The sequence below is a fragment of the Rhodanobacter sp. T12-5 genome (assembly GCF_008329435.1).
In the GTDB taxonomy this organism is placed as follows: domain Bacteria; phylum Pseudomonadota; class Gammaproteobacteria; order Xanthomonadales; family Rhodanobacteraceae; genus Rhodanobacter.
In genome coordinates this window covers 121878-142133 of the sequence record NZ_NPKN01000005.1, presented here as the reverse complement: position 1 = coordinate 142133, position 20256 = coordinate 121878, and the positions used below count along the sequence as shown (strand labels likewise).

Genomic DNA, 20256 nt, shown 5'->3' with positions numbered 1-20256 from the left:
GGCGGCATCCCCATGCCACCACCCCTCCCCTGGCGGTGGCGCCAGCCTAACCGATTCCTCCGGCCCCGGCAGGATGCCTCCCTCGGCCAGCACGGGGTGTGTACCCATCATCAGCCCGGTGGAGGCGCGACCTTTGCGTGGCGCATCGGCCGTGCATGAAACGAGGCCGGTCGTTGGCTTCTGAAACCTTGACGCCCCGGCGATCGTGTCACCGTGCGGCTATTTTGCCGCGCCCGATTCCGGCGCCAGCGGCAACTCCAGGTAACTGGGATGTTTCGGGTCCAGGTGAACCGAGACCAGCGCGGTCCGCGCCGTGTCCGCTGTTTCGTAACCGATGCGACCGCCACTGTTGTAGTTCTTCTGCAAGGACGGCGTGTTGATCGGCGCCAGGACGACGCGCAGGCGGGTACCTTTCGGCAATTCCCTGACCGTGAATCCGAAGCCGTCGAACCTATAGGATTCGATGGCACCCGGGGTGACTGGCTTCTCCGTGGACAAGTCGCTGCGAAACCGGGCCCGCACGAAGTCCTGGCCGAGCACGATGGTGCGGCCCTGCGGCAACAGCGCCTCGATCTCGCAGCCGATGTCCGTGTCGGGAACGTCGAGCGAGACATGGGCGACCAGATCCATGACACCGGCGATCGTCATGGGCGCATCGATCGCTTCGCTCTGGTAGACGAGCCGTTCGGCCTTGAACGCCGTCGAAGCATCGGTCAGGTCATTGTCGTCCGGGCGCTTGAGCAGCTCATCGGCCGGTTCCAACGCCAGCGGCGCGCTGCGGAACGTGTCCGGCGATTGCTTCGCCGGGGCCGATTCGGCGAGGTAGCCGGAATGAAACACGTCGCTGGCCGGACCGTCGGGGGAGCTCAGGTACAGCCGCAGGGTATGCGTCGACAGGTCCTTCAACGATGCCGCGTGACGCCACTCGCCGGCACCCATGACGTAATAGTTGACGCGATCGCTCAGCATGGCCGGCCGCTTGCCGGCCTTGAGCACCCAGTTGAAGAAGTCGATATGCAACTGGTCGATGTCCAGCACCGAGTTCTTCGGGAACGTCAGGCCACCCAGTTTCTCCTGCGGCGCGCGCGTGCCCGGATGGTCCCATGGGCCGATCAACAGATAGAAACGGGACTTGGCCTTGGCCGATGCATTGGCCATGAATTCGCGGTAATAACGCAACGCGCCGCGCTGGTCGCCATCGAAGTAACCCGTGATGGTGAGGATCGGAATGTCGACGGACGCATAATCCGCAGGCTTCGGATTGAACGCCGCCCAGTAGCTGTCGTAGGCAGGATGCGCGAGCCACTCCAGGAACGCGTCGCGGTTGGTTCCGGCAAGGTCGGCCAGTTCATGGAACGGTTGGCCGGACTCGTAGGCACGCACAAAACGCGTCTGCCAATACTTGTCGTCCCCGAACAGGTTGTCGTTGCCCGTATGGCCGCTGGTATACGCCAGCCACCGTGCCATGTAGCTCAGGAAGATGCCTTTCGGCTGCGGAAAATCCCAGCCCGGATAGACCGCCGCCGTCGGCACCGCCGCGGCCAGGTGCGGCGGATGTTGCGCGATGATCTGCCATTGATCCATGCCTCGATAGGAGCCGCCGCGCGTGACCACGCGGCCGTCGCACCAGGGCTGCGCCGCCAGCCACGCGATGACGTCGGCGCCGTCGGGTCCGTTGCCGTACAGCGGCGTGAACTTGCCCTGCGAAGTGCCGCGACCACGCACGTCCACGCTGACGTAAACGTAGCCGTTTTCCGCGAACTTCACCGCGCGCTGCTGGGTTTCATCGGAGATGTACGGCGTCATCACCAGTACCACGGGCAACGGTTCGCGCACGTCCGCCGGCTTCCAGATCGTCGCAGCCAATTTCACGCCATCGCGCATCGGGATCATGCGGTGCAGGTCGACGGTCACGTTCTCGCCCATATCGGCGGAGGCGGATGGCGCCACCGCGGCGGGAGCAATCGGGCACGCGAGGGAGGTCGCGATCAGCATGCCGACAAGGAGTTTCCAGCCAGTATTCATCGATGTCCCCTTTTCAAGATGACACTTCGCGCCGACGATGAACGATCATCACTGTCGCCTCGCTCCGGAGGCCGGAATCGGCGAGGCTGCAATATAGCTTGGCCACGTCCGACCTTTTCGGGACGGCGGTCAACGCGCTACCGACTGCATCGCCTTCCGATTCTCCACGCGCACCGCCTCGACAAAGCCGCCAAACGGAATATCGGTGATCCCCACCAGTCCGATATGGCTGTTCTCGCCATCGAGCAAGCGCCCTGTCACCGGCTGGTCGACGTACTGGAACCAGTGCACGCCCACGACGTCGGGATTGGCGACCGCGGCGGCGACGAAGCGCGCATAGGCCTCGCCGCGCTGTGACTCGTTCCACACCGACACCACGCCCTTGCCGAACGGGCCGCGATCGTCGGAGCCGAAGTGGAATTCGCTGATCAGCACCGGCTTGTCAAGCGCATGCATCGCGGCGACGTCGAAGCCGTGCTGCGGCAGGTCGGCGTAGACGTTGAAGCTGACCACGTCGCAGTACCTGGCGCAGGCGGCGACGGCTTCGGGCGTATTGACGGCGAAGCGGCCGCCGAGGAACAGGTGGTGCGGATCGTGCCGATGGATCGCGTCGGCAACGGTGCGGAAATAGGTGTCGGCATACAGCCGCAGCCAGGCGCGGTAGTCGTTCGCGATCGCCGGGTGTGCCTCGTCCGGCGCGGGCGCGGCGAAACCGGTGGCGTCCAGCGCACGCCATGAACCCAACGCGATGCCCCAGGCCGCGGACAGCGTTTCCGGCGCCACGTACTGCTTGCGCAACATCGCAATGAAGGCCTGCTTGGCCGGGCTTTTCGCGTCGCCGGCCAGCGTGCCGAGCGCGAGACCCCAGCGGCCTTGCGGGCCGGTGCCGGCCCACGCCAGTTCGTTGTCGGCGAAGTAGCCGAGCAGCCAGGGATCGTCGCGCACGCCCGCACTCGCCTTCGCCACCGCCGCTTCCGTGGCCTGCACGAAGCGCGGATCGAACGGGTCGGGCATGCGGCCCCACCAATCGAAGCCAGTAGCCACGTTGGCGTAGTTGCCGGCGATGTTGATCGAACGCGTATACGGCAGGCGATGGGCCCGGCCCAAGGCGGGGTCGCTCCAGTTGCCGATGGTGTTGAAACCCCACGCCTGCAACCGGTCCAGCGTGCGTGCACGCCACGCGCCTGGCCAATCCTTGCCGTCGAGGCGATACAGATTGGCCGCGTAGAAATCGAACCAGCGGCCGTGGTTGTAGCCGATGCCCTGGCTGGCCGCCTGGTCCTTGCTGCGGTTGTCGCCACTGCCGTAAAACACCGCCCACTCGCCACTGTCCGCTGGCAGGCCGGTGAACATGAATTCGCGGCCCTCGACATAGCTGCGGCCACCGTCGGCGTTCACGGCGTTGACGCCGAGCGAGAAGAACGCATGGCCGTCGGGTGTCACCAGCCGCCAGCGGCCATCCACCCTCTGCGTGTGGAACCAATGGGTCTTGTGCAGATTCCGGACGTCCGGACGTCCACCATATTCGTCCTGCCCGACCACCTTCACCGGTACCGATGGCTCACGCACATGCGCGGCGCGCAACGCGTCATCGGTAGCGATTTTCTCCGGCCACCGGCTGCGGGTGAACTGGCCGTAACGGTCGACGATGCCGGTGTACGCCGCGCGCAAACCGGCCTCGCCCGGCACCGTATCGACCCGGCCAAACAGCAAGGTCTGCGCGGCCTGCGGCGCAGGCACGGCGATCCGGATCGCGCTGACCCGTTGCAGGTCCAGTGCGCCTTGTACCGTGGTCGCCAGCAGGATCAACCGGCCGTGATCGTCGAACGGCATCGGCGGTCCGGACTGCATGCCCTCGCTGCGTGGCGACTCGGCGCGCAGCGGGATCACCACCGTCTGCGCCGGCCCGGCCGGCACGCCGACCGTCGCCTGCAATCGCTGCCCCGTCGCGTCTTCGATCTCCACCGCGAGCGTCACCGCCCACGGCATCGCGTTCTGCACGCGCATGTGCAGTTCGCCCTGCCCCGACCAGTCCCATGCCCCATCGGCTGGCGCAATCACGATCTGCGGGTGTGCCGCCGGCTGGAACGCGTAGCGCTGCTGCACCACGCCGTCGCTGGCGCGCTCGACGGCACCCACGCGCTGCACGTGATCGAGGGTGATGTGGGTCCCCGCGCCGGCATTGGCCAGATCCGCCACACCGGGCGTGCCGGCATGGCAGGCGCCCAGCCCGCACAGGCACAGCACGATCCATGCACGACGCTTCATCGCCAGGCAACCTCCGCGTCAAGTCGAAACCTGTGGGAGCGGCTTCAGCCGCGACGCCCTCCACCCATTGCTTCACCGTGCGCAAAGGCATCGCGGCTGCAGCCGCTCCCGCAAAAAAGTCAGGAGCGGCTGCGCGTCCACCATTGCCAGCCGTAGTACACCGGCACGCCCAGCGCAATGATCACCAGGCTCATGCCCGCATCGCCGGGCGCATGGATCGCGCTGGCCACGATCACGCCGAACACGGTGATCGTGAAGATCAGCGGCAGCAACGGGTAGAACGGCACCTGGTAGGGCGCCGGCTCGTCGATGAAGTGCTTGCGATACCAGAACAGCGTGCCGATGCCGAACACGTGGCCCAGCCACTCGCCCACCGTGGTGTAGTTGAGCAGCTGGTTGAAGCTGCCGGACAGGGTCAGCACCACCGCCCACGCGCCGAGCAGGGCCAGCGCGATCTGGGGTGCGCGCGTGCGCGGATCGACGCGGCCGGCGGCACGGAAGAACACGCCATCGGCGCCCATCGTCTGCAGCACGCGGGCGCCGCCGGCGATGGCGATGCTGCAGTAACCGAAGGTGGAACAGGCGATGCCGATCGCCATCACGGTGGCGCCGTTCTCGCCGAACAGCCGCCGCATCAGGTCCGCCGCCGGCGCCTGGCTGGCGGCGAGACCGGCATGGCCGAGCCCGGCCAGGTAGGCGTAATTGGCCAGCACGTAGCAGATCACCACACCCAGCATGCCCATGCCCAGCGCGCGCGGCAAAGTGCGCTGCGGGTTGCGCACTTCGCCGGCGAGGTCGTTGAGATAATGGAAGCCGCCGTAGGTGAACAGCACCGGCAGCAAGGCGCCGGCAAACGCCCACGACGACGCCGGATGGTCGGCTTCGGGCAGCAACGCCAAGCCGAGATGGCCATGCGCCAGCACCAGCCCGGCCACCACCAGCAAGGCGATCGCAGCCAGTTTCAGCACGGTGAAGATGTTCTGCATCCAGGCGCCGGCGCGGATGCCGAACAGGTTGATGCCGACGATGAACACGATCGCACCCACCGCCACCGGTTTCACGTACAGCAATGGTGCGCCGATCGCCGCGCAGAAATAATCGGCGAACATCGTGGCCACCGCCGCCACGCTGCCGGGGTAGTTGATCAACGCCATGGTCCAGCCGAACAGGAAGGCCGGCAGCAGGCCGAACGCCTCGCGCAGATACACATAGATGCCGCCCGCCTGCGGCCGGCGCGCGCCAAGCTCGGCGTAGCACAGCACCCCGGCGAGGGTAAGCAGGCCGCCGATCACCCACAGGATCAGCACCTCGCTGCCCGACGAGGTATGCCGCGCCACCGTCGCCGGCGTAAGGAAGATGCCCGCCCCGATCACGCCGCCGATGACGATCATCGCGGCGTCCCAGGTGTTCAGGCGGCGGGCATAGGCATTGGCGGGTTCGGTAAGCATGGCGGCTACCTTGCCATTGTCGATGCGGTTTCCACCAGTCCCGTGTGGCATGGGCCATGCTTCGCCGTCGACCGAAGCGTCGACCACGGCGGCTCCATTACGGTGCGCGGACCTCCACTCGCGACCTTCATCCATGACCATCGCCTGCTTCATTCGCTACGAGATCGACCCTTTCCAGCGCGCCGCCTTCCAGACCTACGCCGAGAACTGGGGTCGCGTCATTCCCCGCTGCGGTGGCGAGCTGCTCGGCTACTTTCTGCCGCACGAAGGCACCAACAATGTGGCGTGGGGCCTGATCGCATTCGACAGCCTTGCCGCCTACGAGACCTACCGTACGCGCCTCAAGACCGATCCGGAGGCCCGCGCGAACTTCGCCATGGCCCAGGCCGGACGCTTCATCCATCGTGAGGAGCGGACTTTCGTGGAGGGCGTCACCGGTACGCTCGGCCTTCCTGCGCACTCCGGGGGATCCGCCGCATGACCCGGCACGACTGGAGGCCTCGCGTAGAGATCGGTCGCAACCATCCTGCAAATTGACAAGCAGCGGCTGCACCGGAAGACTGTCGCCGGCGGCGCGATGCGCTGCCGCTTCCGGTGCGGCGGCCATGCCGTCGCCATCGCTATCGAGGGGTGCTGCAGCGGACGCCGTCCGCCACGCTCGGTACGCGAATCCGTTGCAAGGGCGCCCTTTCCGCTATTGGAGGTGTCGCCATGTCCATTCCCGCTACCGCTCGTCGGTGTGCCTTTGCCACATCCGCCGACCATCCGTCGATCCAGCCGGACGATGCATATCTGGCCGCGTCGCTGCAGCGCCTCGGCGTCGACCCGGTTGTCTGCGTGTGGAACGACCCGCGGGTGGACTGGTCGGCATTCGACGCCGTGTTGATCCGCACCATCTGGGATTATTTCAAACACCACGCGGCGTTCCTCGACTGGCTGGACCGGCTGGATCGGCTGGGTGTACCGACGATCAACGACAGTGCCCTGCTGCGCTGGAACAGCGACAAGCGCTACCTGCTCGAACTGGCCCGGCACGATGTCCCGATCATTCCGACGCGGCTGGCCAGCGCGGCCGAATTGCCCGGCGTGCTGGCGACGATGTCGGGATCGCTGGTGATCAAGCCAAGCATCAGCGGCGGCGCCTGGCATACCGTGCGCGGCAGCGTCGGCGACGCGGCGTTCGACGCGGCGGTGGCGAAGCTGCCGCGCGAGCTCGACTATCTGGTGCAGCCGTTCGTGCCGGAGGTCGTCAGCGCCGGCGAATGGTCGCTGCTGTATTTCGCCGGCACGTTCAGCCATGCGGTGCTCAAGCGTCCGGCCGCGGGTGACTATCGCGTGCAGGGCGAACACGGCGGCAGCGCCGTGCCGGCGCAGCCCGATGCCGCGACGCTTGCCGCGGCCGCGCACGCACTGGCGGCGGTCGCCGCGATCGGCCATGGCGATCACGCCTATGTACGGGTCGACGGCGTGATCAGCGCGGGCCGGTTCCTGATCATGGAACTGGAGCTGATCGAACCGTTCCTGCACCTGGCCGCGCACCCGGCCGCGGCCGAGCGCATGGCGCTGGATGTGGCCGGGCGCATCGCCCGCGCCCGGCCGCCCGAGCACACACCGACGACGTTGGGCGCGCACTGACATGGCACGCGAGGCTCAGTTGCAGGCTGCCGATTCATCGCTTGCCGAGCCGCCATCGCGCTGGCTGCGCGGGTTGTCGTGGAGTGGCTCCCTGCTGGTGTTCGGCGGAGCGGCGTGGCTGCTGCACCGCTACGTCAGCCATCTCGCGTGGCGTGACGTGGTGGCGGCCTGGTCGGAGCTGCCGGCACGGCATATCGCGTATTCGGTCATGGCGGCAGCGGTCAGTTTCGCGATGCTGGCGCTGTTCGACGTACTGGCGGCGCGCACGGTGGTGGGCGATCGGGTCTCCGCCGGGTTTGCGGCGTTCGCCGGAGCGGTCACCCAGGGCATCTCGAACACGCTCGGCTTCCATGCGATCACCGGCACCGCCCTGCGCTATCGCCTCTATGCCGCGGAGGGCATCGGCGCCGGCGATGTCGCGCGGATCGTCGGCGTGGTCGGACTCGGCGTAGCGCTGGGTTTTGTCGTGGTGATCACCGGCGCGCTGTGCTGGCAGCCGGCGATCACGCACGGCTGGGGCCGGTTGCCGGGCACGCTGCTGGTGTTGGCGTTGGCGGCACTGCTGATCTGGCTGGGCCGGCGCCCGCGCCGATGGGCGGCGGGGCGCTGGACCCTGGCGTTTCCCGGTGCCGGGATCGCCTCGATGCAGATGCTGATCGGCACGGTGGAGATGCTGGCCGCGATCAGTGCGCTCTACGTGCTGCTGCCGGCCGGGTCGGCACCGCCGTTCGTCGATTTCCTGCCGATCTACGTCGGCGCCGTGCTGGCCGGCATCGTCAGCCATTCGCCGGGCGGGCTCGGCGTGTTCGAGACGATCATGCTGGCGTCGTTTCCCGCCGAGGCGCGCGCGGATCTGCTCGCCGCGATGCTGTGCTACCGGCTGACCTACAGCCTGCTGCCGTTCGGGCTGGCCAGCATCGCGCTGGGCGGATTCGAATGGCGGCTGCGCCGTCGGCGCGCCGGGACAATCCGCACGGGGTAGTTCGAAACTTCGATCAGTTCGACGGTGGATAGTGGCGAATCAACCGCTGCTGGCGCAGGTGGTGGCGCGCCAGTGCCGCCATCCCGATCGGCCGATGCCCGCGCGCGCGATTGGCCGCGCCGAGTTCGAACATCAGGCGCTGCTTGGCGAACACCATGCGGTAGACCTGCCGCACCGAATATTTCGGATCCCACGCGTGCACGGCTTCGGATCCGGCACCATTGACTTCGATGATGGTGAAGCGGCCGTGGCGCAGATCCTTCAAGGTGCGATAACGGACGTCGAAACGGCCTGCGTGGAATTGCGGCATGTCGCTGGCAACCGCTTCTATCGCGGCCAGCAACTCCTCGCTGGCGACGGCCGAGCCGTCCTCGTAGCGGCCGCCGACGCGGGTCGAACCGATCAGCGAAAGGCGCACGCTGTCGCCGGGTAGCGGTACTTCGTCGGGATCGTGGCGGCATTCGTGTTCGCGCTGGTTGCGCGTGGCCCGTTGCAGGCGCGGGTCGTTCTCGATCAGCTGTGCCACGGTACTCACGCCGTCGCCGATGACCTGCGGGTAATGACGCAGCAGGATGCCGAGCAGCCAGCCGCGCGACTGACCCGGGCGACGCACGTAGAAGATGCCGGCTTCGCCCGGCTCGTCCAGATAGCGCTGAAGCATCAGCGCCTCGCCGACCGGGTAGCGCGCCAGGTAATCGGCCAGATCCAGTGCATCGTCGAGCCGGCGCACGCCAAAGCCGCACCAGCCGAGGTCCGGCTTGGCCACCAGCGGAAACACCAGACCCGCATCGCGGATCGCCGCCGACGCGGTGGCCAGCATGTCGCCGCCTGTGAGCCGCAGCATCACGTATGGCGCCACCCGCGCGCGGGCGCGCGGCCCCATGCAGGCGAAGTATTCCGACTTGGTATCGCCGACCAGGCCACCTGCGGTGATCCGCGGGTTGACCGCGGACGGCAAGGTCAGGCTGCGATGGCGCAGGCCCAGCCAGAACCACTGCAGCACCATGGGAATCAGGTTGAGCCATTTCGGGATGCGCTCGAACATGCCCATTCGCCGCGGCGCCGCCGACGAGGTGTGGCGCCTGCCCGCCACATGGACGATCCGCTCACTCATGCCCCAGCACCTCATAGCGAATGGGCTTGTACGCGAAGTTGTTCGACTGCCCGGCGGAGCACGCCGTCAGGCCGATCAGCAAGTCCATCTGCGCCTCGAACACGATGTAGTCGCCGGCCCGGCTCAGCGGTGGCTCGACCCGGATCACGCCGGTGAGCGGATCGATCGGCACGTTCATGAACACGTTGAACGCGGTCGGGATGGCATCCGCCGCTATCCCGTAGGGAGCCAGCGCCTCGGCCAGGTTGCCTAGGCAGCCGCGGTGCGGCTGGGCATCGCCGTAGATGATGCGGAACATCTCCGCCGAACACGGCGACAGCAGGAAGTCATGCCGGCCGACGGTGTCCTCGGCGATGCGCAGCATCACCCGACTGCGATTGGAGTAGATCGGGTCGCCGGTGCTGAGGTAGATCCTGCTGGCGTAGTCGATGCTGCGCCCGGAAGAGATCGCCTCCGCCGCATCGTTCCGGTTGAACGCGACCAGGTCGGCCACCTGCTCGCCCTGCGGATCGATCACCTTCAGCCGCTCGTCGCGCTTCAACTCGAAGGCGACGCCACTGCGCGGGGCAATGGTGTGGATCACCGGCGTACTCCGGAATCAGCTGCACGAAACGGACATTGCCAGTCCGGTCCGACCACGCGCCCGCTGTACTGGCGCGCCTCCGAGTTCTCGCCGTGAACGGCCAGCATCGGATTCGCCGAGCCGGCATACGCCACGTCGCGCCGGACGATCGCCTGGCGCAGCTTCACGTAACGGCCGTCCGCGCGCAGCTGCTCGAACTGGCCGTGCAGATTGAACACCAGCGCCGGACATTGAAAGCGGCGGGCGCTACGGCTCGCATCCGGGTGCAGGCCCACCACATAGAACGCCTTGCCGCCCACGCTCATGCTGAAGTGCGCCGAAGCGGGATCGTCGCTGACGCTGGCGTCCCAAGCGTGTTCGCGACGGTCGATCGCATGGATCGCGCGCAGGCGTTGCCACAGGGCCGCCTCGAATGCCGACTCGGACAATCGCGCGGAACACGGGAAAAACAGGACGAAGCTGACGAAAGGCACGCCGTCACCATGCCGCGCCGCGAACGCCTGCAGCGCGCCGGTGATGCAACGATCATCGCGCGCGCTGGCGATGTCATGCGCACAGAGATAATGCAGGCGCTGGTGCGCGTGCGCCGCCTTCGCACCCAGGCACGGGAACGTCGCCTGCCCGATGAATGCATCGAAGGCGCGCTCGGTCGCGGCGACCTGCGTCGACCACGTCGACACCGGGTCCGGATGAATGTCGCGCTCGCACGTGAGCATCGTCATGTCGCCGGGTTTCCACGCCACGCAGACCACTCGGCCTGCCTTGCCGCAAGAGCCTACGGGCGGCGACGGTTAGCGGGCGTGAAGGCCTGTCCACTGCTGGATAGTGTGGCGTTGCGTACTATCTGGAACTTATAACGGCGCCCTTGGCCGCCATCCTGCGTTGCTCGTTGTCGCCATAGCTACGGCTATGACTCCGCCTCGCGCCTTGACTGGCGGCCAAGGGCACTCGTTCTAATGTCCCATCAAGTACGCAACGCCACACTAGAATGGCCGGGCCCCTTCCCCATCCGGCAACCGGCTTGGCTTCCGCCCCACGCAAGATTCTTCACGTCGACATGGATGCGTTCTACGCGTCGGTGGAGCAGCGCGACGATCCGTCGCTGCGCGGCAAACCGGTGGCGGTGGCATGGCGCGGCGCGCGTTCTGTCGTGTGCGCGGCCAGCTACGAAGCACGCTTGTTCGGCGTGCGCTCGGCGATGCCAGCGATCCGCGCTGAACGGTTGTGTCCGCAGCTGGTATTCGTGCCGCCGGATTTCGTGCGCTACAAGGCGGTGTCGCGGCAGGTACGCGAGATCTTCGCGCGGCATACCGAGCTGATCGAACCGCTGTCGCTGGACGAGGCCTACCTCGACGTCACCACGACGAAGACCGGCCTGCCCTCGGCCACCGCCACGGCCGAGGCGATCCGCACCGCGATCCGCGAAGAGACCCGGCTCACCGCGTCGGCCGGCGTGGCACCGAACAAGTTTCTGGCCAAGATCGCCTCGGACTGGAACAAGCCCGACGGCCTGTGCGTCATCCGTCCGCACCAGGTCGAGGCATTCCTCACGCCGCTGCCGGTCGGCCGGCTGCCCGGCGTCGGCAAGGTGATGGAGGCCAAACTGGCCGCGCTCGGCATCGCCACCGTCGGCGACCTGCGCCCGTTCGCGCTGGTCGAACTGGAGCAACGCTTCGGTCGCTGGGGTCGCCGCCTGCACGAGCTGTCGCGCGGCATCGACGACCACGCGGTGCAGCCGGAACGACCGACCCTGCAGATTTCCGCCGAAGACACGTTCGAGCACGATCTGCTGCTGGATGAACTCGAACCGCATATCCGCCGGCTCGCCGAGAAAGCCTGGGCCGGCTACCAGCGCGAGAACCATCGCGTGGCGCGTACGGTCGTGCTGAAGCTGAAGACCGCGGACTTCCACACGCTCACGCGCAGCCTCACCCCGGCCCGGCGACCGATATCGGCGAACGAACTGGCCGACATCGCCTGCGCGTTGCGCGAACGGGTCGAGCGCCCGGTCGACAGCCGCTACCGCCTGGTCGGCGTGGGCCTGGCCGGCTTCGTCGACCAGGACAGCTACCGCGCGCAGCGCGACCTGTTCGATGCCCGCTGAGGTAACCCCGACGAGCCGCTTCTTCGTGGGAGCGGCTTCAGCCGCGAGGCTCCTGGCTCTTCCGGGTGGTTCGGGGCAGGAGCATCGCGACCGAAGTCGCTCTCACCCGTTCCGTCACGCCCGGATCCAGCGCCACAGTTCGCCCCAGGACGGCTTCTTGCCGTACATCAGGATGCCGGTGCGATAGATCCGTGCGGCGAGCCACACGCAGGCCAGCAAGGCCAGCACCATCAAGGCCAGCGACACGCACAGCTGCAGCAACGGCACCGAAGTCATCGACCAGCGCACCGGCATGGTGAACGGCGAAAAGAACGGGATGTACGACATCGTGACGCCGAGAGTCCCGGTGGGGTCCTTGATCAGCGCGAACACCGCGAAGAAACCCACCAGCACGAACATGGTGACGAAAATCGCGTACTGCTGGGTCTCCTGGATGGTGTTGCACATCGCGCCGATCGCGGCATACAACGCGCCGTAAAGCAGGAAGCCCAGCGCGAAATACAGCAGGAACACCACCAGCAGGCTCGGCGCGATGCCCGGTATCGCAAAGCTCCTGGCCGCCTCGGCGCTCACGCCGAACGCGCCGGCCAGACGCGCGCCCTGACTGCCCAGGACGAAGGCCGAGCCGACCCAGATGGCCATTTGCGTCAACCCGGCCAGACCCACGCCCAACACCTTGCCCAGCAGCATCTGGAACGGGGTCAGCGACGAGGTGAGCACTTCCATGATGCGCGAGGTCTTCTCCTCGATCACCGAAGTCATCGTCTGCTGGCCGTAGATGAGGGTCGCCAGGTACAGGACGAAACCCATGAAGTACGCGATCATGAACGAGGCTTTGCCGCTCTGGCCGGTGAGCTTGCCGTCGGACACTTTGGTGGTGTCCAGGTCGGCCGGTGCCATCGCCTTGGACACCAGCGCCTGATCCACGCCCGACTTGGCCAGGCGCACGCCGGCCAGCGCCTCGGAGACGTCCCGTCGCAGCCGCGACATGGATTCGGGCGAAGTCACGTTGTCACCGTAGTAGGTGAGCTTGCCGCTGGCCAACGTGTTGTCGGCGAGCACCAGCACGCCATCCCAGCCGTCGTGCTGGCGACCTTTCGCAAAACCGGTCTTGGCGATCAACCCGTCACGCACCTGGGCGAGGCTGGCCGCATCGGCCGGGAACACCTGCACCCGGTAGCGCGGCTTGGCACCTTCGGCGTCACCGAAGGTGGCCGCCTCGAGCACCTTGCCCACCGGCTGGCCCAGGCCGCCGCCGGAAGCATCCACCACGGCCACGTTGCGGGTGCGGTCGCCGCCGCTCATCATCAGGCCGGGCAAGAGCACCATCAGCACCATGAACACCGGCAGCAGCACGGTAGAAATCACGAACGCCTTGGTGCGCACACGCTCGACGAACTCGCGCCGGATCACGGCAAAAATCTTCTTCATGCGGCGACTCCGGCGGGAAGGGGGATGGCGGCAGGATCGGCACCGACCTTGGCGATGAAGATCGCCTGCAGCGAGGGTTCCACCACTTCGAAGCGGCGCAGGCCGACGCCTTCGCGCACCAGCGCGGCCAGCAGTTGCTCGGGATCGGCACCGTCGGCCATCTTCAGCTCGGCACTGGCACCGTAGTCGTCGACCCGGGCGATCAGGCGCGGATCGGCAAGGATCGCGGTGGCGCGCTCACGGTCGTGGCTGAAGCCCAGCGCCACGTGGCGTCCGCCGAAATCCGCCTTGACCTGCGCCACCGTGCCGCTCACCACCGTCTCACCGCGCGCGATGATCGCGATGCGGTCGCACATGCGCTCGGCCTGCTCCATCACGTGGGTCGAGAACAGCACGGTGCGGCCGGCCTTGGCGATGCCCACCACGATGTCCTTCATCACCTGCGCGTTGACCGGGTCGAGTCCGGAGAACGGCTCGTCGAGGATCACCAGGTCGGGATCGTGCAGCAGCGCGCCGGCAAACTGCACCTTCTGCTGCATGCCCTTGGACAGGTCCTCGACCTTCTTCAGCGCCCAGTCGGCGATGCCGAGCCGTTCCAGCCACGCCAGCGCGCGACGGCGTGCATCGCCGCGCGAAATGCCCTTGGTCTCGCCCAGGAAGATCAGGTGATCGAGCACCTTCATCTTCTTGTACAGGCCGCGCTCCTCCGGCAGGTAGCCGATGCGCGCCGACAGTTTGCGGCTGCCGTCGGACGAACCGAACAACGACACCTTGCCCTGGTCCGGTTCGAGGATGCCCATGATCAGCCGGATCGTGGTGGACTTGCCCGCACCGTTCGGCCCGAGCAGGCCGAAGATGCCGCCCGGGTACACGTCCAGGGACAGCTTGTTCACGGCGGTATGCCCCGAGAACCGTTTGGTGACCGACTCGACACTGACACTGGGTGACGTCATGGATTTCCTTCCCCTGGTGGCGGACTCACGCGGCCCGCAATCCCCGAAACTTAACATGCGCCCCATGGGCCGCCAACGTGACCGATGGCAGATCGGGCGACGTCCGCGCGCGCGATCCGCGGCACACGACGCACATGCGAAATCGCCGAGCGGTCGATCACGACTCGCGCCCGAATCGCGGCAGGTTCCAGTGGTAGTGCAGCGAAAGGAAACGCAGCGCGAAGCAGGCCAGGATCGGCAGCCAGGTCGCCCACACCGCCGGCCAGCCGTAATGCTCGCCGATCACCGTCAGCGCCGCACCGACAAAAGCCGCCAGCGCATAGATCTCTTTTTGCAGTACGACCGATACGCGCGCCAGCAGCACGTCGCGGGCCATGCCGCCGCCGATCGCGGTGATCATGCCGAGCAGGATCGCCACCTCGGCGTTGTGGCCGAACAGCAACGCCTTGTGCGCGCCGTACACCGCGAACAGGCCCAGCCCCATCGCGTCGAAAAGCCGCACCGGATAAGTCAGCCGCTCCACCCAGCGATACGCCACGATGGTGAGCAGGGCAGCCACGATCGCGGTGACCAGGTAGCGCCAGTCCGACAGCCCCGCCGGCGGGATCGCGCCGATGCACAAGTCGCGCGCGATGCCGCCGCCGCAGGCGGTGATGAAGGCGATCGCCAGGATGCCGAACAGGTCGAGGTTGCAACGCCTGGCCGCGGTCGCGCCGCTGATCGCGAACGCGAACGTGCCGGCCAGATCCACCAGGTTGAACAGCAGTTGTTCGTTCATGCGGCCGGCTCACTCGAGGGCATGCCGACGACGCGGCAGATGCCCCGCCATTGAACCAGCTTCAGCCGAGCTTGCGCGAGATCGTGAAGAACACCAGGTTGCCCAGGCCGGTCACCACGGCCAACACCGCGATCATGCCGGGGGTGACCTGCTGCCAGCCGAACCACTGGATCAACCCGAAGCCGACGCCCACCGCCAGCAGCACGACGCCCCAGCGCAGCGAGGAATGGCGCCGGCGCAATTCCTCGTCGCGCAGCAGCGAATTGACCAGCTCCTCCGAACCGCCGGCGTTGACCATGTGCCGACGCACCATCGCGTCCATCACGACCTTGATCGCGTAAGCGATGCAGATGAACAGCGTAATCGGGATCAGTATGCCGAAGTCCATGGAATGCTCCTGTGTGTGGATGTGGAATGTGGGACCTTCGCAGCGATAGATACGGGCAGCCGCCGGACGGTTGCAACGCGAGGCTTGCAACCGTTGCCCGCCTGCGCGTATCCCTTGCGCCATGGATGACATCCGCAACCCCGACCGCGAGCTGGTCGACGCCGTGCTGGCCAACCGGCCGGGCGCGTTCGAGCGCCTCGTGCGCGAGTACCAGGGGCTGTGCTGGCACATCATCCAGCGCATGGTGCGCAACCCGGAGGACGCGCGCGAGCTGTGCCAGGACACTTTCCTGCGCGTGCACCAGTGCCTGCATCAATACCGCTACGAGAGCGCGCTGAAATCCTGGATCGGGCGCGTCGCGTATACCATCGCGTTGCGCCATCTGCAGCACAAGCGCATCCCGCTGGTCGACAACGGTGCCGACGACGACTATTCGCTGGTCGACAGCATCGGCGACGGCTTCGACCTGGAGGCATCCTGTGCAGACGAGGAAGCAGCGCGCCACCTGCACGCCGCGATCGAGCAGTTGCCGCCGTTGCAGCGCACGCTGCTGACCCTGTATTACCTCGAAGAGACAACCATCCCGGAGATCGCCCGGATCACCGGCCTGGCCAGCGGCACCATCAAGAGCCACTTGTTCCGCTCACGTTTGCGCCTGCGAGGCGTGCTCGAAGCGCGGACCGGAGTTGCAGCATGACTATCCAGCACATCGACGACCACATCCCGTCCTTCGACACCGCCGCGCATGAGCGCGAATGGCTGGCGCAGGAAAACGCCATGCGGCGCGAGCGCCTGCAGCTCGATCCGGCCGGCGACGACGCACGCAGCCGACGCTACCGCCTGCTCGCGCGCGCCTTGCGCGAACCGTTGCCGGATGCGCTGCCGGCGGATTTCGCGCGGCAGATGGCCGCACGGGTCGCCGCCAGTCCGGCGCGACGGGCAGCCTCCGGTACACGTTTCGAATTCACGCTGATGCTGCTGCTGACGATCGCGCTGGCCGTGGCCGCCGTTGCGGTGACGGCGATGTACGGCGACGCGTGGCTGCCGTCGTTCGCCACGGTCCTGCCCACGCCGCATGCACCGGCCACCCGCTGGCTGCTGGCACTGGCCGGCTGCCTCGGCGCGTCGTGGCTGCTGGGGCAGTGGCAGCGGCACCTTCACGGCCCGACCACCTGAATTCCCGAACCGTCCCGGCGTCCGGTTGAAACCGGAACCGGGTGATCCGCTACTCTTCGCAGTCCGTCCGCCATCGCCGGAAACAGCATGCACCTCGAACTGCCGAAGGTTCGGCTGGAGTCCTTCAGGGATTTCGCCAAGCACTATCTGATGATCGTACTCAGCATCCTCACCGCGCTCGGGCTGGAGGCATGGATCGAGCACGCGCACCATGTCCACGCCGCCGAAGCGGCCAGCCTGCGTATCGATGCGGAGATCCGTTCCAACCTGGATGCAATCGAGTCTTCGCTGGCGCAGGACGCACGGCAAGCGAAGCGACTCGCCGCGATTCGCGACGGTCTGGTACAGGACTTCAAGGCGCACGCGCCGGAAGCGACGATCGCGCAGCATATCCAGTCGCAGGTCTCGGCCAGGAATTTTCAACTTAGCCTGAAGTGGCCGACCCTGCGCCACGAAGCCTGGGATGTGGCGGTGGCGGATCAGTCCGCCAGCTGGATCGACCGGGAGCGCATGCAGCGCTATTCCGCGGTCTACGCCAACCAGCGCGATGTCAGCACCAGCCTGAGCGCGAACCTGGCGCTGGTGATGGACGGCCCGCGGATGATCGACACGCTGACCGACCTCGACTCCGGGGATGTGCAATCGCGCGAGTTCCTGCATGTGGTCAGCCAGATGGCGACGATGCTGGATCAGGCGCAGCAGAGCCTGCTGTCACTGCAACGCCACCTGCGGGACGCATTGCCCGCGCAGGCCGACAGCACGGCGGCGAGCCGCCGCTGAACCGGAAGACTCCGCTACAGCTCCAGTACCGCATCCAGTCCGCGATGCAGGCCGACCAGGCCGGACACTTTGCGGATCGCCAGCAGCGCACCACCCACATAGGGCTTCGCACTGCTGCCGGCGTTGTGGCGCAGGCTCAGGGTCTGGTCCGGCATGCCGAAGATCGCCTCGACGCCGATCACGAAACCGGGCAGGCGCAGCGCATGCACCTGCGATCCCGAGAGCGTGCCGCCGCGGGTCTCGCGCACGCCGACGGTCTGCTCCAGCGGCACTTCCAGCAACGGCTGGCGCACCTTGCCCAGCCGCGTGGCCAGCTCGCGCACGGTGCCGCTGGGCGCGTCCGGTTTGCCGGCGGACGCGTAGTCGATGATCTCCCACTGCGGGATCAGCTTCGCCGCCATCTCGGCGAACTTGATCAGCAGCACCGCGGTCAGCGCGAAATTGCCGCAGGCCAGCACGCCACGCTGGCGTTCACGCGCCGCCGCGTCGATCTGCGCGTAATCCTCGTCGGTGAGGCCCGAGGTACCCACCACCACGTGCGCGCCATGTTCCAGCGCGGCGAGGATGTTCGCCTTCGCGCTGTCCGGCCCGGTGTATTCCACGAACACGTCGCACGATTGCGCCAGCGCTTCGGTGGCGCCGGCGAAGATCGCTGCCTGCAGGCGCGGCTCATCCAGTACTTCACCGAGCGGCCGTCCCGCGTGTCGACGCGCGACCGCGGCGACCAGCGCCAGGTCATCGGCGGCAGCGATGCCGCGCGCCAGTTCGGAGCCGGCCCAGCCGGTCGCGCCGGCAAGACATACCTTCAGGGGCATGGCGTTCAATAGCCGATGACCTCGCCGTCCTTGCGCATCTCGGTGGCACCCCAGTACACGTGTTGCCTGGCGTCATACATGATCGCCTCGTAGCCGCCGAAATTGCCGCTGCCCGGCACGATCTTGTAGCCGCGTTTCGCCAGTTCGGCCTTCACGGCGGGATCGAACCCCGATTCCATTTCCACCGTGCCGATGCCCTGCGACGGCTCGCCGGTCGGCTCGGCGTTGCCGTAGTGACGCCAGCGCGCGGCGTCGCCGGCGTCCTGCACGTTCATGCCGTAGTCGATCATGTTGGTCAGCACCTGCACGTGGCCCTGCGGCTGCATGTCGCCGCCCATCAGGCCGAACGCCATGTACGGTTCGCCGTCCTTCATCACGAAGCCGGGGATGATGGTGTGGAACGGCCGCTTGCCGGCGGCGTAGACGTTGGCGGCCTTCGGGTCGAGCGAATACAGCTCGCCGCGATCCTGGAACATGAAGCCGAGGCCGTCGGCGACCAGGCCCGAACCCATGCCGCGATAATTGGACTGGATGATCGACACCATCATGCCGTCCTTGTCGGCGGTGGTGAAATAGGTGGTGTCGCCGTTGAACAGTTTCGGATGGCCGGGGCCGAGGTTCGGGTTGGCGTGATCGAGATGGATCAGCTTGCGCCGCTGGTCGGCATAGGCCTCGGACAGCAGGCCCTTCATCGGCACGTCGACGAAGCGCGGGTCGGCGTAGAACTTCGCGAGGTCCTCATAGGCCAGGCGCTTGGCTTCCAGCATCGCGGTGATCGCATCGGCGCTGCCCACGCCCATCTTCTTCAGGTCGAAACCCTTGAGGATCTGCAGCATCTCCAGCGCGGCGAAACCCTGCCCGTTCGGCGGCAGTTCGTAGACATCGTAACCGTGGTAATTGACCGATTGCGGCGTGACCCACTCGCCATGGTAGCCGGCGAAATCCGCGTAGCGCAGGTCGCCGCCGATGCGCTTGAAGTAGCTGTCGATGGTGTGCGCGATCGCGCCCTTGTAGAACGCGTCGCGGCCACCCTCGGCGATCATCGTCAAGGTGCGCGCGAGGTCGGGATTGCGGAACACCTCGCCCTCGACCGGCGTGTGGCCGTCGATCAGATAGGTGTGGCGCGCATTCGCGCTTTCCTCGATCAGGCCGTGCTCGCGCTCGAACTTGGCCATGCCGCCTTTCCAGTACTTGGCGACCAGTTGGGTGACCGGGAAACCGTTCTTCGCATACGCGATCGCCGGCGCCAGGTCGTCGGCCAGCGACAGCTTGCCGAACCTGTCGTGCAGCGCACCCCACGCATCAACGGTGCCGGGCACGGTGACCGGCAGCGAACCGACCGGCGGGATGTGCGCTTGCGCCGGCATCCCGGCCTTCGCATAGGCGGCCTTCACCTCGGCCTGCATCTTCGCCAGGTCGCGACCCTTCGCCGACGGGCCGGAGCCGTTGTAGCCATAGAGCTTGTGCGTCTTCGGATCCCACACGATCACGAAACAATCGCCGCCGATGCCGTTCAGCACCGGCTCCATCAGGCCGAGCGCGGCGTTCGCCGCGATCGCCGCATCCACCGCGCTGCCGCCCTTCTTCAGGATGTCGACGGCGATCTGCGAGGCCAGCGGCTGCTCGGTCGCCGCCATGCCGTGCTGCGCCAGCACCGGCGAGCGCGAGGCCCAGGCGTGGCCGGAGTAGCGATCGCCGCGGCCGACGTCGGCGTTGGCATTGGCCGCCGCCAGCAGGGCGATGGCGGCGGCGATACGGAGTTGCGCAAGTTTCATC

At 67.0% G+C, this 20256-nt stretch carries 19 protein-coding genes and 1 riboswitch; of the genes, 7 read left to right on the top strand and 12 right to left on the bottom strand.

From position 1 onward, the window contains the following. Window positions 1-219 precede the first annotated feature (219 nt). The 3 genes from CIW53_RS11725 to CIW53_RS11715 form a co-directional block, all read right to left on the bottom strand. Window positions 220-2025, bottom strand: a complete 1806-nt coding sequence (locus tag CIW53_RS11725; RefSeq protein ID WP_149364908.1) for a CocE/NonD family hydrolase — start codon at window positions 2023-2025, stop codon at window positions 220-222. Between the two features lie 129 nt (window positions 2026-2154). Beyond that, window positions 2155-4293: a beta-agarase gene (locus CIW53_RS11720; RefSeq protein ID WP_149364907.1), complete on the bottom strand. Its 2139-nt coding sequence runs from the start codon at window positions 4291-4293 to the stop codon at window positions 2155-2157. Between the two features lie 119 nt (window positions 4294-4412). Continuing rightward, window positions 4413-5741, bottom strand: a complete 1329-nt coding sequence (locus CIW53_RS11715; protein WP_149364906.1) for an amino acid permease — start codon at window positions 5739-5741, stop codon at window positions 4413-4415. A gap of 133 nt (window positions 5742-5874) precedes the next feature. Between CIW53_RS11715 and CIW53_RS11710 the strand changes: the two genes are divergently transcribed. From CIW53_RS11710 to CIW53_RS11700, 3 genes are all read left to right on the top strand, one after another. After that, window positions 5875-6222, top strand: a complete 348-nt coding sequence (locus CIW53_RS11710; protein WP_149364905.1) for an NIPSNAP family protein — start codon at window positions 5875-5877, stop codon at window positions 6220-6222. Window positions 6223-6360: 138 nt separating this feature from the next. Next, window positions 6361-6436: riboswitch (S-adenosyl-L-homocysteine riboswitch) on the top strand. 16 nt (window positions 6437-6452) lie between these two features. Continuing rightward, entirely contained in the window at window positions 6453-7376 is a 924-nt protein-coding gene (locus CIW53_RS11705) for a hypothetical protein (protein WP_149364904.1), read from the top strand. A 1-nt stretch (window position 7377) separates the two neighbouring features. Next, window positions 7378-8358, top strand: coding sequence for a UPF0104 family protein (locus CIW53_RS11700; protein ID WP_149364903.1), 981 nt, complete (start codon window positions 7378-7380; stop codon window positions 8356-8358). A gap of 13 nt (window positions 8359-8371) precedes the next feature. Here the strand turns inward: CIW53_RS11700 and CIW53_RS11695 are convergent, their stop codons facing one another. The 3 genes from CIW53_RS11695 to gntA are packed head-to-tail and all read right to left on the bottom strand — an operon-like array spanning window position 8372 to window position 10777. Next, entirely contained in the window at window positions 8372-9472 is a 1101-nt protein-coding gene (locus CIW53_RS11695) for a hypothetical protein (protein ID WP_149364902.1), read from the bottom strand. After that, window positions 9465-10055 carry an urea carboxylase-associated family protein gene (locus CIW53_RS11690; RefSeq protein WP_149364901.1) on the bottom strand — a complete coding sequence of 197 codons (591 nt, stop codon included), beginning with the start codon at window positions 10053-10055 and terminating at the stop codon, window positions 9465-9467. Before CIW53_RS11690 ends, CIW53_RS11695 begins: the two co-directional genes overlap by 8 nt. Beyond that, window positions 10052-10777 carry a guanitoxin biosynthesis heme-dependent pre-guanitoxin N-hydroxylase GntA gene (gntA, locus tag CIW53_RS11685; RefSeq protein WP_197736651.1) on the bottom strand — a complete coding sequence of 242 codons (726 nt, stop codon included), beginning with the start codon at window positions 10775-10777 and terminating at the stop codon, window positions 10052-10054. Before gntA ends, CIW53_RS11690 begins: the two co-directional genes overlap by 4 nt. A 299-nt stretch (window positions 10778-11076) precedes the next feature. Here gntA and dinB point away from each other — a divergent pair, with 299 nt between their 5' ends. Then, on the top strand, window positions 11077-12159 hold the full coding sequence (gene dinB, locus CIW53_RS11680) for a DNA polymerase IV (protein WP_277949634.1): 1083 nt from the start codon (window positions 11077-11079) through the stop codon (window positions 12157-12159). A 114-nt stretch (window positions 12160-12273) separates the two neighbouring features. Here dinB and CIW53_RS11675 read toward each other — a convergent pair whose 3' ends face one another. From CIW53_RS11675 to CIW53_RS11660, 4 genes are all read right to left on the bottom strand, one after another. Next, window positions 12274-13590 (bottom strand): ABC transporter permease, encoded by a 1317-nt coding sequence (locus CIW53_RS11675; protein WP_149364899.1) that lies wholly within the window; start codon window positions 13588-13590, stop codon window positions 12274-12276. Beyond that, entirely contained in the window at window positions 13587-14543 is a 957-nt protein-coding gene (locus tag CIW53_RS11670) for an ATP-binding cassette domain-containing protein (protein ID WP_149364898.1), read from the bottom strand. The genes CIW53_RS11675 and CIW53_RS11670 overlap by 4 nt, the downstream gene beginning before the upstream one ends. A gap of 157 nt (window positions 14544-14700) precedes the next feature. Continuing rightward, a complete protein-coding gene (locus CIW53_RS11665) occupies window positions 14701-15321 on the bottom strand; it encodes a trimeric intracellular cation channel family protein (RefSeq protein ID WP_149364897.1) in 621 nt (206 codons plus the stop codon). Between the two features lie 61 nt (window positions 15322-15382). After that, entirely contained in the window at window positions 15383-15709 is a 327-nt protein-coding gene (locus CIW53_RS11660; protein ID WP_149364896.1) for a DUF6249 domain-containing protein, read from the bottom strand. A gap of 121 nt (window positions 15710-15830) precedes the next feature. Between CIW53_RS11660 and CIW53_RS11655 the strand changes: the two genes are divergently transcribed. The 3 genes from CIW53_RS11655 (at window position 15831) to CIW53_RS11645 (ending at window position 17665) form a co-directional block, all read left to right on the top strand. Further along, complete coding sequence (locus CIW53_RS11655) at window positions 15831-16406, top strand: sigma-70 family RNA polymerase sigma factor (RefSeq protein WP_149364895.1); 576 nt, start codon at window positions 15831-15833, stop codon at window positions 16404-16406. Next, on the top strand, window positions 16403-16885 hold the full coding sequence (locus CIW53_RS11650; protein WP_149364894.1) for a hypothetical protein: 483 nt from the start codon (window positions 16403-16405) through the stop codon (window positions 16883-16885). The genes CIW53_RS11655 and CIW53_RS11650 overlap by 4 nt, the downstream gene beginning before the upstream one ends. 87 nt (window positions 16886-16972) lie before the next feature. Then, window positions 16973-17665, top strand: coding sequence for a hypothetical protein (locus CIW53_RS11645; protein ID WP_149364893.1), 693 nt, complete (start codon window positions 16973-16975; stop codon window positions 17663-17665). Between the two features lie 14 nt (window positions 17666-17679). Here the strand turns inward: CIW53_RS11645 and dapB are convergent, their stop codons facing one another. Together dapB and ggt are read right to left on the bottom strand one after the other, a co-directional pair. Then, entirely contained in the window at window positions 17680-18480 is an 801-nt protein-coding gene (dapB, locus tag CIW53_RS11640) for a 4-hydroxy-tetrahydrodipicolinate reductase (RefSeq protein WP_149364892.1), read from the bottom strand. A gap of 5 nt (window positions 18481-18485) precedes the next feature. After that, window positions 18486-20255, bottom strand: coding sequence for a gamma-glutamyltransferase (gene ggt, locus CIW53_RS11635; RefSeq protein ID WP_149364891.1), 1770 nt, complete (start codon window positions 20253-20255; stop codon window positions 18486-18488). Between the last annotated feature and the right edge of the window lies 1 nt (window position 20256).